Genomic DNA, 13,298 nt, shown 5'->3' on the forward strand with positions numbered 1-13,298 from the left:
CGGTCACAGGGCGAGGAGGGCGACGGCCAGGGCCGAGCCGGCGAAGACGACGGTGTGGCGGACGTTCTGGAGGGTGCGGGTCCAGGCCGGGAAGGCGCCCTCGGCGGCCGCGAGGAAGGCGGGGACGTCGACCCGGAGGAGCTCGGGGTCGCCCTTGCGCCGGAAGGCGGCCCGGACGGACTTCACCGCGCCCAGCTGGCTCTGCAGGATCGCGAGGTTGGCCAGGAAGGCGATCGAGGAGAAGACCCAGGTCAGGGTGGCCCCCCAGCCGCTTCCGGCCAGGTTGAGCACGGCGGCGGCGAGGGAGGCGGCGGCGAAGGAGCCGGGCGCCCACCACTCGTGGCCGCTCGCGTCGAAGCGCCTCCACTCCGCCGCCACCGCCATGGCCGGCGACCTGTACGCGATGTTCACCCGCCATCCCTGGCTCGTGCAGGCCTTCGCGACCCACCTCTTCCACGGCGAGGGCAAGGCCCGCCACGACGACCACAACCTCGCGGTCTACGAGACCGCCGGGTTCGCCGGGCCCGCGGCCGACCGGGCCGCCGCCGCCGTCTTCACGTACGTCCTCGGCAACGCCTCCTCCGCCGCCGCCACGGCCGCGCTCACCCGCCGGATCGAGCGCGACGGCCGGGACGCCGAGGAGGTGTTCGCCACCACGATGAAGGAGGCCGCCGAGGTGGCCGGGCGGTTCCCGCGCCTGCGCAGCCGGATCGACGCGGGGGCGGCCGGCGCGTACGCCGAAGGCCCCGGCGACACCTTCGCGTTCGGACTCGGCGCACTGCTCGACGGGCTGGAGGCGAGCCTGCGGGCGGACGCGACGGAGGGGTGACCCCGGCGCGGGTGAAGAAGGAGCTCCCGGCGGGCCCTCGGGGTCGGGTCGGCTCGAACGGGTCGGAGCAGACGGCCCGGGCGGGACCGCAGATCTCGGCGTCCGTCGCCCACGTGCACGCAACCCCGCGGCTTCCCCTCGGCCGCGAGGCCGAAGCACTCGCAGCCGGTCACGACGGCCAGCAGTCCGCCCACACCCACGCTCGCGAGAAGCCCACGCCTCATCCGGGAGGAGGGTGGTTCTGTCGCTCTGGGCAGCGCACCGGGGTGTACGCGATCATGCGGTCATGAAGCTGCGCTGCGCCGTACTCGACGACTACCAGGGCGTCGCCCTCGCCTCCGCCGACTGGAGCCCGCTCGCGGACCGCGTGGACGTCCGCGTGCTGCGCGAACACCTGACGGACCGCGACGCGCTCGTCGCCGCCGTCGGAGACTGCGAGATCCTCGTGGTGATGCGGGAGCGGACCCCGGTCGACGCGGAACTCCTCGCCCGGCTCCCCCGGCTCCGGCTCCTGATCACCTCCGGCATGCGCAACGCCTCGATCGACCTCGCCGCCTGCCGGGCGCGCGGCGTCACCGTCTGCGGCACCGCCAGCAGTTCCGAACCGCCCACCGAACTGACCTGGGCGCTCCTCCTCGGCCTGGCCCGCCACGTGCCGGCGGAGGCGCGGGCCGTACGGGAGGGCGGGCCGTGGCAGTCGACGGTCGGCGCCGACCTGGCGGGCCGGACGCTCGGCCTCGTCGGCCTCGGCAAGATCGGCGCCCGGGTGGCCCGGATCGGGCTCGCCTTCGGCATGGACGTGACGGCCTGGAGCCCGAACCTGACGGAGGAGCGGGCCGCGGAGCACGGCGTACGGCTCGCGAAGGACCGGCGGGACCTGCTCGCGGGCAGCGACTTCGTCTCGCTGCACCTGGTGCTCTCCGACCGCACCCGGAGTCTGATCGGGGAACCCGAACTGCGGGCGATGCGCCCGTCCGCGTACCTCGTCAACACCTCCCGGGCGGGTCTCGTCGACGGCGGGGCGCTGGTGCGGGCGCTGCGCGAGGGATGGATCGCGGGGGCGGGCCTGGACGTGTACGAGACGGAGCCGCTGCCGGCGGACGACCCGCTGCGTTCGCTGCCGAACGTCCTGGCGCTCCCGCATCTGGGCTATGTGACGGAGGGGAACTACGGGCGGTACTTCGGGGAGGCGGTGGAGGACATCGAGGCGTTTCTCGCGGGGGCGGTGGTGCGGGAGTTGGGGTGAGCGGGGCGCCCCCGTTGTGGGGATGCGTCCCGCCGGGGCGGCGCCCCCCGTTGTGGGCGTGCTAGCCCAGGCTCGTGCGGGCCAGGTCCAGGAACTCCGTCTCCGTCAGGCCCAGTTCGCGGGCCTCCGCCGCCGCCTCCCGCAGGCGGGCGATCAGGCGGGCGCGGTCCGGTGCCGTGGCCCCGGGGACGATCAGGGCGCCGCGGCCCCGCCGGAGTTCGATGAGGCCCTCCTCGCGGAGCCGCTGGTAGCCGCGGAGGACGGTGTGGACGTTGACGCCGAGGGATTCGGCGAGTTCCCGGGCGGCCGGGAGGCGTTCACCCGGCGCGGCGGAGCCGTCGGCCAGGGCCCCCCGGACGCAGGCGGCGATCTGGTCGCCGAGGGGCACGGCGGAGGCGGGGTCGACACGGAAGAGCACGGTCAGACCTTCCCATGCCGTTCGGCGAGGGTGTTGAGGAGCGCGGCCGCGGTCCGCGCGTCCGGCACGGTCACGGCGAACTCCCGCCCGCCGGTGCGCCGTACGACGAGGGCCTCGCCGGACCGCAGCACCACTCCAGTCCGGTGGGCCCGGACCCGGTAGCCCCAGCCGCCGAATTCGTCCATGGCGACGATGTCCCGGACATCGGCGCCCGCGACCTCGTCGAGCGGGATCCGGACGCGGGGCCAGGAGAGGAAGGCCGGGCGGACGGTGAGGCCGCGGCGGTCGACGCTGACCCGGATGCGGGCCAGGGCGAGCCCGGGGACGAAGACGGCGACGTCGAGGAAAGCGAACAGGTTCCAGGGCCAGGGCACGAGGACGAGGGCGACCGGCGCCGCCGCGAGGGCGAGCACCGCGATACCGGCGAGCGGCCAGGATTCAGCGGTGCGCGTCCAGCCGGCCACCTCGCTCGCCCCGAGGGGGAGCAGCGGGCCGTCCACGACGGGGGCCTCGACCTCCGGCACGGGGACGAACCGGGTCAGGGCCAGGCCGACAAGAGCGCAGAGGCCGCCCACCGCCGCGGCGACGGTGAGGTTGGCCAGGGGCGATACGACCCCGGCGGCGTCGCCGGCGTCCAGGTTGTCCCGTACGAGAAGGAAGAGGAGCGTGCCGGTGAAGCCGGCGGTCGCCCAGGCTCCCCACAGGGCGTTGCGGCGGACGAGGAGCGTCCAGCCGAAGCGGAGGCCGATCAGCAGAGCCGTGGCGACGAAGCCGTATGTCGCCCGGCCGGTGAAGCCGTTGGCTTCGCCCCCGCCGCCGAAGTGGGTGGCGAGGGGGTCGGGAAGCCGGTCGTACCAGAGGACGAACGCCACCAGACAGGCGGCGAACGCGAGGTCGAAGGGCAGCGCGACGAGCGTGCGGAGACGAGGCGTGGAATGGTTCATGGAAAACCCCCTTTGTTCGCACTCTACTAGAACAATGAGAGTTGCGGTCGAGAGATCTTCGAGATGCGACACACCCGAACGGGCTGTTCACTGGGCCGAACGCAGACAAATGGGGAGATTTTCATGCGCCGTAGGCCCGCCACGCTCGCCGCCTTCACCGCGTTCACCGCCCTCACCGCCGGGCTCGTCACCGGCTGCGGCGACGACAGCGAGCCGGACCCGTTGCGCGGTCAGCAGTGGGGCCTGGACTCGCTGAAACTGTCGGACGCATGGAAGACCTCCAAGGGCGAGGACACCGTCATCGCGGTCGTCGACACCGGCGTCGACCTCGACCACCCCGACCTCAAGGGCCGACTCGTCGACGGCTACGACTTCGTCGACGGCGACGACGAGCCGCAGGACCTCAACGGCCACGGCACCCACGTCTCCGGCATCGCCGCCGCCCACACCGACAACGGCATCGGGGTCGCGGGCGGCGCGCCCGGCGCCAGGATCATGCCGGTCCGGGTGCTCGGCGCCGACGGCAGCGGCAGCGACGCGAACATCACCGAGGGCATCGTCTGGGCCGCCGACCACGGCGCCCACGTCATCAACCTCTCCCTGGGCGAGTCCGGCCTGATGGCCCGTCTCCTCAAGGGCGGCATCCTCAACCAGGCCATCACGCACGCCAACGGCAAGGGCGCGGTCGTCGTCGCCGCCGCGGGCAACGACTCCACCGCCCTCCAGCCGTACCGGGTCGACACCCCGGTCCTCGTCGTGAACGCCGCCGACGGGAGCGGGAACCCCGCCTCCTTCACCAACTTCGGCGCGCAGAACGCCGTTTCGGCCCCGGGCGTGGACATCCTCTCGACCCTCCCGACGTACACGACGAAGGAGACCCTGAAGAACACCTCGACATACGGGAGGCTGTCCGGCACCTCGATGGCCTCGCCGTACGTCTCCGCCGTGGCCGCGCTCCTGCACCAGCAGGGCCTGGACGCGGCCGCGATCATGCGGACGATCCGCGACACGGCCGCCAACCCGGGCCAGGCACCCAAGCTGGGCCTCGGGAACGTCGACGCGGCGGCCGCCGTGAAGGCGGCCGCCGGCGCCGGGAAGCAGGGGAATCAGGCCAGCGCGGCCCGCAGCGCCTCGGCGAACTCCGCCGGGGCGCCGTGCTGTCCGAACTCGCCGCCCAGGAAGCCGCCGTGGTGGCTCGGGAAGACGGTGACCGGGATGCCGAGCCCCTCGGCGACACCGACCGCCGCGCGCGCGGCGAAGGTGCCCTCGGACTCCTTGCCCGCGGCGACGACGATCCGGGTCGGCGCGGCGCTCAGGGCGGTGAAGTCGGGACGGTAGGAGGTGCAGCCGCGCATGTTCTGTCCGAGCAGCGGGTCGCCGCGCGAGCCGTCGTCCTCGGCCGGCAGGCCGAACGCGGCCGGGTCGGGCGCGGGCTCCGAGGCCCAGTCCGCCGGGAACTCGCCCTGCCGCATCGTCAGCGCCAGGAACTTGGCCATGGCCGGGCCCCAGCCCTCCCGCAGATAGGTCGCGTGCACGTCCGCGCAGACCCCGAGGGCGGCCTCCCGGTCCGGGACGACCTGGGCGGTCGGCGGCTCGTGGGCGACGAGGGTGTGCACCAGGTCGCCGCGGCGGGCCACGAGCGCGAGGGCGTTGACCGCGCCGCCGCTGCTCGCGAAGACGTCGACGGGACCGGCGCCGAGCGCCTCGATCAGCCGGGCCAGGTCGTCGGCGTGCTCCTCGGGCCGCGTCTCCGCGGCGCCGTCGGTGCGCTCGCTGCGGGCCACCCCGCGCGGGTCGTACGTCACGACGGTCCGGTCGGCGAAGTGGGAGGCGAGCGTGGTGAAGCCGCTCGCGTCCATGGGGGAGCCGATCAGGAGCAGGGGGCGCTCGTCGGTCCCGCTGCCGGGGCGCACGTCGTAGCGCAGGGTCGCGCCGACGGCGTCCAGGGTCCGGGTGTCGGTCTCGGCCATGGTGATCTCCTCGGTGGTGGGTCGTTCAGGGGGTAGACCCCCGGCCCCACCGGAACTCATCGGAGTTCACCGGCCTTCGCCGGACTTTTTTCTACTCTCCGCACTCGTGGGCCGCCGGGTCGACCACGACCCGGTCCAACAGCCCGCGCAGCACCGCCTGTTCGGCCTCGGTCAGGTCGCCGAAGATCTCGCGCTCGGCCGCGCCCACCGCCGCGTCGACCCGCCCCAGGGCGGTCGCGCCCGCCTCGGTGATCTCCACGATGTGGCGGCGCCGGTCGGCCGGGTCGCGCCGTCGCTCGGCGAGCCCGTCGGCCTCCAACTCGTTGAGGATCGCCACCAGTTGGCTGGGGTCGATCTCCATCGCGGCGGCCAGGTCCCGCTGGCTCATCGCCCCGGGCGCGAGCTGCATCAGCGTCATCGCGTTCCGCGGGTGGAGTCCGGCGACGCCCAGGGCGGCGCGGATGCGCGCGCCGGTGAGCTCCCCGCGGAAGGAGAGGAGGAAGCCGAGGCGGTCGGACGGGAGAGCTGCCATGCCGTCCACGGTAACAAGAACATCTCGATTGTGGAGCGGAGTAAATCGTTGTTACGCTTCAATGGTTTTCATCCCCAGACTGTTGGAGCACCTCCATGTTCATCGCCTACGCCGTCGTCGCGAGCCTGCTCGCCCTCGCCTCACTCGGCTCCGCCTTCCTGACGTTCACCAAGAACCCGCAGGTCACCGGCAGCATGACCAAGGTGGGCGTGACGGAGAGCGCGCTGCCGTGGCTCGCGACCGCGAAGGCGGCCGGGGCGCTCGGCCTGCTCGCGGGGCTCTTCGTCCCGCTCCTCGGCCAGGCCGCGGCGGTGGGCCTGGTGCTCTACTTCACCGGCGCCGTGATCGCCCACCTGCGCGTGAAGGACTTCGAGCTGGCGCCGGCGGCGGTGCTCACCCTGATCGCGGCGGCGGCGCTGGTGCTGCGCATAGCCTCCGCCTGATCGGCCAACCAACAACACGAGACGTATCGTCTTGTCAGACCTCCGAGTGTGCCGTACCGTCATCCAGACGAGACGCCACGTCTCGCGTCCATGTCCCCGAGGTCAGGAGGTCGCCCTTGTTCCGTGCCCTACTCATCGACGTCACCAAGCGCTACGACGACCGGTACGTGCAGAACCGGACCGTGCTCGACCGGGTCTCCCTCACCGTCCGCCCCGGCGAACGCCTCGGCGTCGTCGGCGACAACGGCTCCGGGAAGTCCACGCTCCTCCGGCTGCTCGCCGGCCTGGAGACCCCCGACAACGGCACCGTGACCGTCGAAGCCCCCGGCGGCCTCGGCCACCTCGCCCAGACCCTCGACCTCCCCGCGGACGCGACCGTCGGCGACGCCGTCGACCACGCGCTCGCGGAGATCCGGGACCTGGAGCGGGCCATCCGTACGGCCGAGGCAAAGCTCGACTCCACCGGCGACCTCGCCGGATACGCCGGGCTGCTCGCCGCCTACGAGGCCCGGGGCGGCGCCGGGGCCGACCGGCGCGTCGAGACCACCCTGCGGCGGCTCGGCGAGCCCGGCCCGCTCGACCGCGACCGGCCCCTCGGGACGCACTCCGGCGGACAGCGCTCCCGGCTCGCCCTCGCCGCCGTCCTGGCCGCCGAGCCCGAACTGCTGCTGCTCGACGAGCCGACCAACGACCTCGACGACGAGGCCGTCGCCTGGCTGGAGGAACGGCTGCGCGCCCACCGGGGCACCGTCGTCGCCGTCTCCCACGACCGGGTCTTCCTCGACCGGGTCACCACCGCCGTCCTGGAGGTCGACGAGGACCGCCACACCGTGCGGCGGTACGGCGACGGCTACGCCGGCTACCTCACCGGCCGCGCCGCCGAACGGGCCCGCAGACAGCGGGAGCACGAGGAGTGGAAGGCCGAACTCGCCCGCCACCGGGCCCTCGCCGACACCCACATCGACCGCTTCTCCGCGATCCCCCGCAAGGCCCCGGCCGCGTTCAGCGGGGCCGGCGCCTTCCGCGCCCGGTCACGGGCGCACGGCGCGATGAGCCGCATCCGCTCCGCCCGCGAGAAACTCGCCCGGCTCACCGCCCACCCCGTGCCCGCGCCGCCGGAACCCCTCCGGTTCCGCACGGACATCGCGGGCGAAGGCGCACCCGTCGACCTCACGGGGATCCGCGTCGACGGCCGGCTCCGCCTCGACGCGCTCCACCTCGAACCGGGCGAACGCCTGCTGCTCACCGGGCCCAACGGGGCGGGAAAGACCACCCTCCTCCGGGTCCTGGCGGGCGAGCTCGACCCGGACGCGGGCACGGTGACCGTACCCGCCCGGGTCGGGCTGCTCCGCCAGGACACTGCCTCACCCCTCGACCCCCGTACGGTGGGCGAGGCCTTCGGAGAGGGCCGCGAGGACGAACTGCTCGCCCTCGGGCTCTTCGCGGCCCGGGATCTGACGACCCCGGTCCGGCTGCTTTCGACGGGCCAGCGCCGCAAGCTGGAACTGGCCCGGTTGGTGACCTCCCCCGCCGATCTGCTCCTCCTGGACGAGCCGACCAACCACCTGGCCCCGGGCCTGGTGGAGGAGATCGAGGCCGCACTGGCCTCCTACGCGGGCACGCTGGTGATCGTCAGCCACGACCGGCGGCTGAGGGAGGGGTACCGGGGCCGTGTCCTCGCACTCGAACCGGCCCCGGACCTCGTGACGCACTAGTCGTCCGAGGAACCCTCCAGGTCGCCCTCCGTCTCCAGGAACACCTGGCGCAGGGCGGCCAGGGTCTCCGGGTCCGGCTTCTCCCACATGCCGCGCGACTCGGCCTCCAGGAGCCGCTCGGCGATGCCGTGCAGGGCCCAGGGGTTGGCCTCCTTGAGGAAGGCCTGGTTCGTCTCGTCGAGGACGTACTCCTGGGTCAGCTTGTCGTACATCCAGTCGGCGACGACACCCGTCGTCGCGTCGTACCCGAAGAGGTAGTCGACGGTCGCCGCCAGCTCGAACGCGCCCTTGTAGCCGTGGCGGCGCATCGCCTCGATCCAGCGCGGGTTGACCACGCGGGCCCGGAAGACCCGGGAGGTCTCCTCGACGAGCGTGCGGGTGCGGACGGTCTCCGGGCGGGTCGAGTCGCCGATGTACGCCTCGGGGGCCGTGCCCGTCAGCGCGCGGACGGTCGCGACCATGCCGCCGTGGTACTGGAAGTAGTCGTCGGAGTCGGCGATGTCGTGCTCGCGGGTGTCCGTGTTCTTCGCGGCGACCGCGATCCGCTTGTACGCGGTCTCCATCTCGGCGCGCGCCGGGCGGCCCTCGAGCCCGCGCCCGTACGCGTACCCGCCCCACACCGTGTACACCTCGGCGAGGTCGGCGTCCGTGCGCCAGTCCCGCGAGTCGATCAGCTGCAGGATGCCGGCGCCGTACGTGCCGGGCCGGGAACCGAAGATACGGGTGGTGGCGCGCCGCTCGTCGCCGTGCTCGGCGAGGTCGGCCTGCGCGTGCGCCCGTACGTAGTTGTCCTCGGCGGACTCGCCCTCCAGGCCCGCGACGAGCCGTACGGCATCGTCGAGGAGGCCGATGACGTGCGGGAACGCGTCACGGAAGAAGCCCGAGATGCGCAGCGTCACATCCACGCGCGGGCGGCCGAGCTCGGCGAGCGGGATCGGCTCCAGGCCGTTCACCCGGCGCGAGGCCTCGTCCCACAGCGGGCGGACACCGAGCAGGGCGAGCGCCTCGGCGACGTCGTCGCCGGCGGTGCGCATCGCGCTCGTGCCCCACAGGGACAGGCCGACGGAGGTCGGCCACGTGCCGTTGTCGTCGCGGTAGCGCGTGAGCAGCGAGTCGGCGAGCGCCTGCCCGGTCTCCCAGGCGAGCCGGGACGGCACGGCCTTCGGGTCGACGGAGTAGAAGTTGCGGCCCGTCGGCAGCACGTTGACCAGGCCGCGGAGCGGGGAGCCGGACGGACCGGCCGGCACGAAGCCGCCGTTCAGGGCGTGCACGGCGTGGGCGAGTTCGTCGGTGGTGGCGGCGAGCCGCGGCACGACCTGCTCGCAGGCGAAGCGGAGGACGGCGTGCACCTCGGGACCGTGGGCGGCGGCGACCGTCGGGACGGCGTCCACGGACCAGCCGGCCGCCTCCATCGCCTCCACCAGCTCGCGGGCCTTCGCCTCCGCCGCGTCGGCGGTGGTACGGGTCGCGGCCGACTCGTCCAGGCCCAGCGCCTCGCGCAGACCCGGCAGCGCCTGCGTACCGCCCCAGATCTGGCGGGCGCGCAGGATCGAGAGGACCAGGTTGACCCGGGCCTCGCCCTCCGGGGCGCCGCCCAGGACGTGCAGGCCGTCGCGGATCTGGGCGTCCTTGACCTCGCACAGCCAGCCGTCGACGTGCAGCAGGAAGTCGTCGAAGCCGTCGTCCTCCGGGCGCTCCTCCAGACCGAGGTCGTGGTCGAGCTTCGCGGCCTGGATCAGGGTCCAGATCTGCGCGCGGATGGCCGGGAGCTTCGCCGGGTCCATCGAGCTGATCTGCGCGTACTCGTCGAGCAGCTGCTCCAGGCGCGCGATGTCGCCGTACGAGTCGGCGCGGGCCATCGGCGGCACCAGGTGGTCGACGAGGGTCGCGTGGACGCGCCGCTTGGCCTGGGTGCCCTCGCCCGGGTCGTTAACGAGGAACGGGTAGATCAGCGGGATGTCGCCGAGGGCCGCGTCGGGGCCGCAGGCGGCGGACAGGCCGGCGTTCTTGCCGGGCAGCCACTCCAGGTTGCCGTGCTTGCCCAGGTGGACCATGGCGTCGGCGCCGAAGCCGCCGTCCTCGGCGCGGGCGGCGATCCAGCGGTAGGCGGCCAGGTAGTGGTGGGACGGCGGGAGATCGGGGTCGTGGTAGATCGCGATCGGGTTCTCGCCGAAGCCGCGCGGCGGCTGGATGAGGACCAGGAGGTTCCCCCGCCGCAGGGCGGCGAGGACGATGTCGCCCTCCGGATTGCGGGAGCGGTCGAGGAACATCTCACCGGGCGCCGGGCCCCAGTGCTCCTCCACCTGCTCGCGGAGCTCGGCGGGCAGCGTCGCGTACCAGCGCTTGTAGTCGGCGGCCGGGATGCGGACCGGGTTCTTCGCGAGCTGCTCCTCGGTCAGCCAGTCCTGGTCGTGGCCGCCGGCCTCGATGAGGGCGTAGATCAGCTCGTCGCCGTCGCCGGAGACGAGACCGGGGAGGTCCTCGACCGGCCCGAAGTCGTAGCCCTCGGCGATGAGGCGACGCAGGAGGGAGACGGCGGAGGCGGGGGTGTCGAGACCGACCGCGTTGCCGATGCGGGAGTGCTTCGTCGGGTACGCGGAGAGGACGAGCGCCAGCCTCTTCTCGGCGTTCGGGATGTGGCGCAGCCGGGCGTGCCGGACGGCGATCCCGGCGACGCGCGCCGCGCGCTCGGCGTCGGCGACGTACGCGGGCAGACCGTCCGCGTCGATCTCCTTGAAGGAGAAGGGGACGGTGATGAGGCGGCCGTCGAACTCGGGCACGGCGACCTGGCTGGCGGCGTCCAGCGGCGAGAGGCCCTCGTCGTTCTCCTCCCAGGCGGACCGCGAGCCCGTCAGGCACAGGGCCTGGAGGATCGGCACGTCGAGCGCGGCGAGCGCGCCCGCGTCCCAGGCCTCCTCGTCGCCGCCGGCCTGCGCCTCGGCGGGCTTGGTGCCGCCGGCCGCGAGGACGGTCGTGACGATGGCGTCGGCCGTGCGCAGGGTCTCGACGAGCTCCGCCTCGGGGGCGCGCAGGGACGCCACGTACAGCGGGAGGGCGCGGGCGCCGGCGTCCTCGATGGCGCCGCACAGGGCGTCGACGAAGGCGGTGTTCCCGCTCATGTGGTGGGCGCGGTAGTAGAGCACGGCGACGGTCGGGCCGGTCTCGTTGCGTACGGTCCGCTCCAGGGGGCCCCAGGTGGGGGCGGCGGCCGGGGCCTCGAAGCCGTGGCCGGTGAGCAGGACGGTGTCGGAGAGGAACCGGGCCAGCTGCTCCAGGTTGGCCGGGCCGCCGTGCGCCAGATAGGCGTGCGCCTCGGTGGCGACGCCGACGGGGACCGTGGAGGCCTCCATCAGCTGGGCGTCGGGGGCCTGTTCGCCGCTGAGCACGACGACCGGCTTTCCGGCGGCGCGGATCGCGTCGAGCCCCTCCTGCCAGGAGCGGAGCCCGCCGAGGAGCCGGACGACGACCAGGTCGACGCCGTCGAGGAGGGCCGGGAGGTCGGCGAGGGGGAGACGGGAGGGGTTGGCGAAGCGGTACTCGACCGCTCCCTCGGCCTGGGCGGCATTGGCCGCGCGGGCGCTGAGCAGGTCGGTGTCGGAGTGCGACAGCAGCAGGAGCATGGCGAGCTCAGGCCCTTCCTCGGGGTTGTCCGCGCCCCGGGTGGTCGTATGGACGGCGGGAGTTCCTGACTCACCCGTGGGTACGGGCTCACAGTGGCGGGACCGCGCCGGATTCTCACCGGGCTTCCTCCCCGGGGTCCTGGGACCCCATGCCGATCTGCATCCTAGATCGTGCCGTCTCCGGGCCGGAGAAGGCGGGAGAGTCGGCCGGATCACACTCGGTGGCCGCCCGGTTCCCCGTGGGTATGCTCGCCGCCATGCCGCCCACCCCACCCCCGACGCCCGAACCGGGCGAAGCTCGCGTACGGGACCGTGGCGACGCCTGCCCCGGGGCGCTGCGCCTGCACCCCGCCGACGACGGACGCCTGGCCCGACTGCGCCTGCCCGCAGGTCGTCTGACGGCGCATCAGGCGGAGGTGCTGGCCCGCGTCGCCGAGAGCCTCGGCGACGGCCGGATCAGCGTCACCTCGCGCGGCAACGCGGAGCTGCGCGGCCTCGGCGAGGGCTGCGGGGCGGAGCTGGCCGAGCTCCTGGCCGGGGCGGGGCTGCTGCCCTCCCCGACCCACGAGCGCGTCCGCAACATCGTGGCCTCCCCGGCCGCCGGGCTCGACGGACTCGGCCACGGCGCCGTCCAGTTGTGGGCCCGCGCGCTGGACGCCCTCCTCTGCGCCACCCCCGCGGCGGCGGCCCTCTCGGGCCGTTTCCTCTTCGTCCTCGACGACGGCCGCGGGGACGTGGCCGGTCTCGGCGGCGATGTGACCTTGATCGCAGTGGACGGGGAGACCCCGGCGTCCGCCGGGCACCCGGCGGTCGCGGTCGACGCCGAAACCTCCGCGGTCGTGCACCCGGCCGGTGCCGCCGACGCGCTCCTGCACGTCGGCGGCCAGGTCCTCCGGATCGCGGGCGCCGACGCGCCCCGTGCCGCGCTCGCCGCCGCCGACGCCTTCCTGGAGGCCGCCCGCACGGCCGGTACCGGCGCCTGGCGGGTCCGCGAACTGCCCCCGGGGCACCCGCTCGACCTGGTGGACGCGCTGGCCCGGGCCGGGATCGCGGCAGAACCCGTACCCGTACCCGTACCGCCGCTTCCCGCGTCCCCGCCGCCCGCACCCGGCCCGCTCGGCGCGCACGCCCTGCACGTCCTCGCCCCGCTCGGCCGGCTCACCGCCGCCCAGCTGCGGGCCCTGGCGGACGGGGCCGACGAGCTGCGGCTCACGCCCTGGCGCGGAGCGGTCGTCGTCGGGGCCCGCCCCGGCCGGCTGCCCGAACTGGAGACGTACGGCCTGGTCACCCGGCCCGATCTGCCCTCCGTCGGGGTCAGCGCCTGCACCGGACGCCCCGGCTGCGCCAAGTCCCTCGCCGACGTACGGACGGACGCCGGCCTCGTCCGCCACGGGGGCCTGCCCGTCCACTACTCCGGGTGCGAGCGCCGCTGCGGCCACCCGCACGGCACCTGGGTCGACGTCCTCGCCACCGGCGACGACTCCTACCTGGTGGACGGCGTCCCCACCCCCCGTACCGCCCTGCCCGAAGCAGTGACCACGGCCCGCAGCCTGCCGACCCACACGAGATGAGCGAGAGCAC

Annotated in this window: 11 protein-coding genes, 1 pseudogene and 1 riboswitch; of the genes and pseudogenes, 6 read left to right on the forward strand and 6 right to left on the reverse strand. The window is 74.2% G+C overall.

Features of this window, described 5'->3' with window-relative positions; translation table 11 throughout:
- Nucleotides 1–3: 3 nt before the first annotated feature.
- Complete coding sequence (locus tag AB5J54_RS19465; RefSeq protein WP_369145182.1) at nucleotides 4–411, reverse strand: hypothetical protein; 408 nt, start codon at nucleotides 409–411, stop codon at nucleotides 4–6.
- On the opposite strand from AB5J54_RS19465, the gene AB5J54_RS19470 reads away from it, so the two are divergent.
- Together AB5J54_RS19470 and AB5J54_RS19475 are read left to right on the forward strand one after the other, a co-directional pair.
- The gene (locus AB5J54_RS19470) at nucleotides 383–829 is read left to right on the forward strand and encodes a TetR/AcrR family transcriptional regulator C-terminal domain-containing protein (RefSeq protein WP_369145183.1); all 447 of its coding nucleotides are present in this window, start codon (nucleotides 383–385) and stop codon (nucleotides 827–829) included. The two genes, AB5J54_RS19465 and AB5J54_RS19470, sit on opposite strands and share 29 nt — an antisense overlap.
- 286 nt (nucleotides 830–1,115) lie before the next feature.
- A complete protein-coding gene (locus AB5J54_RS19475; RefSeq protein WP_369145185.1) occupies nucleotides 1,116–2,075 on the forward strand; it encodes a D-2-hydroxyacid dehydrogenase family protein in 960 nt (319 codons plus the stop codon).
- Nucleotides 2,076–2,136: 61 nt separating this feature from the next.
- On the opposite strand, the gene AB5J54_RS19480 is transcribed toward AB5J54_RS19475, so the two are convergent.
- Both AB5J54_RS19480 and AB5J54_RS19485 read right to left on the reverse strand, forming a co-directional pair.
- Nucleotides 2,137–2,493 carry a GntR family transcriptional regulator gene (locus AB5J54_RS19480; protein WP_369145186.1) on the reverse strand — a complete coding sequence of 119 codons (357 nt, stop codon included), beginning with the start codon at nucleotides 2,491–2,493 and terminating at the stop codon, nucleotides 2,137–2,139.
- Nucleotides 2,494–2,495: 2 nt separating this feature from the next.
- The gene (locus AB5J54_RS19485) at nucleotides 2,496–3,437 is read right to left on the reverse strand and encodes a DUF1648 domain-containing protein (protein ID WP_369145187.1); all 942 of its coding nucleotides are present in this window, start codon (nucleotides 3,435–3,437) and stop codon (nucleotides 2,496–2,498) included.
- A gap of 123 nt (nucleotides 3,438–3,560) precedes the next feature.
- Here AB5J54_RS19485 and AB5J54_RS19490 point away from each other — a divergent pair.
- Nucleotides 3,561–4,463: pseudogene (locus AB5J54_RS19490) on the forward strand (S8 family peptidase); the annotation flags it as partial.
- An 80-nt stretch (nucleotides 4,464–4,543) separates the two neighbouring features.
- Here AB5J54_RS19490 and AB5J54_RS19495 read toward each other — a convergent pair.
- Both AB5J54_RS19495 and AB5J54_RS19500 read right to left on the reverse strand, forming a co-directional pair.
- Nucleotides 4,544–5,407: an alpha/beta fold hydrolase gene (locus tag AB5J54_RS19495; RefSeq protein ID WP_369145188.1), complete on the reverse strand. Its 864-nt coding sequence runs from the start codon at nucleotides 5,405–5,407 to the stop codon at nucleotides 4,544–4,546.
- Between the two features lie 91 nt (nucleotides 5,408–5,498).
- Entirely contained in the window at nucleotides 5,499–5,939 is a 441-nt protein-coding gene (locus tag AB5J54_RS19500; RefSeq protein ID WP_369145189.1) for a MarR family winged helix-turn-helix transcriptional regulator, read from the reverse strand.
- Nucleotides 5,940–6,034: 95 nt separating this feature from the next.
- On the opposite strand from AB5J54_RS19500, the gene AB5J54_RS19505 reads away from it, so the two are divergent.
- Both AB5J54_RS19505 and abc-f read left to right on the forward strand, forming a co-directional pair.
- A complete protein-coding gene (locus AB5J54_RS19505) occupies nucleotides 6,035–6,382 on the forward strand; it encodes a DoxX family protein (RefSeq protein ID WP_369145190.1) in 348 nt (115 codons plus the stop codon).
- A 134-nt stretch (nucleotides 6,383–6,516) separates the two neighbouring features.
- On the forward strand, nucleotides 6,517–8,097 hold the full coding sequence (gene abc-f, locus AB5J54_RS19510) for a ribosomal protection-like ABC-F family protein (protein ID WP_369149399.1): 1,581 nt from the start codon (nucleotides 6,517–6,519) through the stop codon (nucleotides 8,095–8,097).
- On the opposite strand, the gene cobN is transcribed toward abc-f, so the two are convergent.
- On the reverse strand, nucleotides 8,094–11,717 hold the full coding sequence (gene cobN / locus AB5J54_RS19515; protein ID WP_369145191.1) for a cobaltochelatase subunit CobN: 3,624 nt from the start codon (nucleotides 11,715–11,717) through the stop codon (nucleotides 8,094–8,096). The genes abc-f and cobN overlap by 4 nt on opposite strands.
- Before the next feature lie 40 nt (nucleotides 11,718–11,757).
- Nucleotides 11,758–11,883, reverse strand: a riboswitch (cobalamin riboswitch).
- A gap of 79 nt (nucleotides 11,884–11,962) precedes the next feature.
- Here cobN and AB5J54_RS19520 point away from each other — a divergent pair.
- A complete protein-coding gene (locus AB5J54_RS19520) occupies nucleotides 11,963–13,288 on the forward strand; it encodes a cobalamin biosynthesis protein CobG (protein WP_369145192.1) in 1,326 nt (441 codons plus the stop codon).
- The last annotated feature ends 10 nt before the right edge of the window (nucleotides 13,289–13,298 follow it).

Source organism: Streptomyces sp. R44 (genome assembly GCF_041053105.1).
GTDB lineage: Bacteria > Actinomycetota > Actinomycetes > Streptomycetales > Streptomycetaceae > Streptomyces.

Coding starts and splice junctions, on each gene's coding strand:
- AB5J54_RS19505 (WP_369145190.1), top strand. CDS start 6,035: ATGTTCATCGCCTACGCCGTCGTCGCGAGCCTGCTCGCCCTCGCCTCA.
- AB5J54_RS19470 (WP_369145183.1), top strand. CDS start 383: ATGGCCGGCGACCTGTACGCGATGTTCACCCGCCATCCCTGGCTCGTG.
- AB5J54_RS19500 (WP_369145189.1), bottom strand. CDS start 5,939: ATGGCAGCTCTCCCGTCCGACCGCCTCGGCTTCCTCCTCTCCTTCCGC.
- AB5J54_RS19495 (WP_369145188.1), bottom strand. CDS start 5,407: ATGGCCGAGACCGACACCCGGACCCTGGACGCCGTCGGCGCGACCCTG.
- AB5J54_RS19520 (WP_369145192.1), top strand. CDS start 11,963: ATGCTCGCCGCCATGCCGCCCACCCCACCCCCGACGCCCGAACCGGGC.
- cobN (WP_369145191.1), bottom strand. CDS start 11,717: ATGCTCCTGCTGCTGTCGCACTCCGACACCGACCTGCTCAGCGCCCGC.
- AB5J54_RS19475 (WP_369145185.1), top strand. CDS start 1,116: ATGAAGCTGCGCTGCGCCGTACTCGACGACTACCAGGGCGTCGCCCTC.
- AB5J54_RS19485 (WP_369145187.1), bottom strand. CDS start 3,437: ATGAACCATTCCACGCCTCGTCTCCGCACGCTCGTCGCGCTGCCCTTC.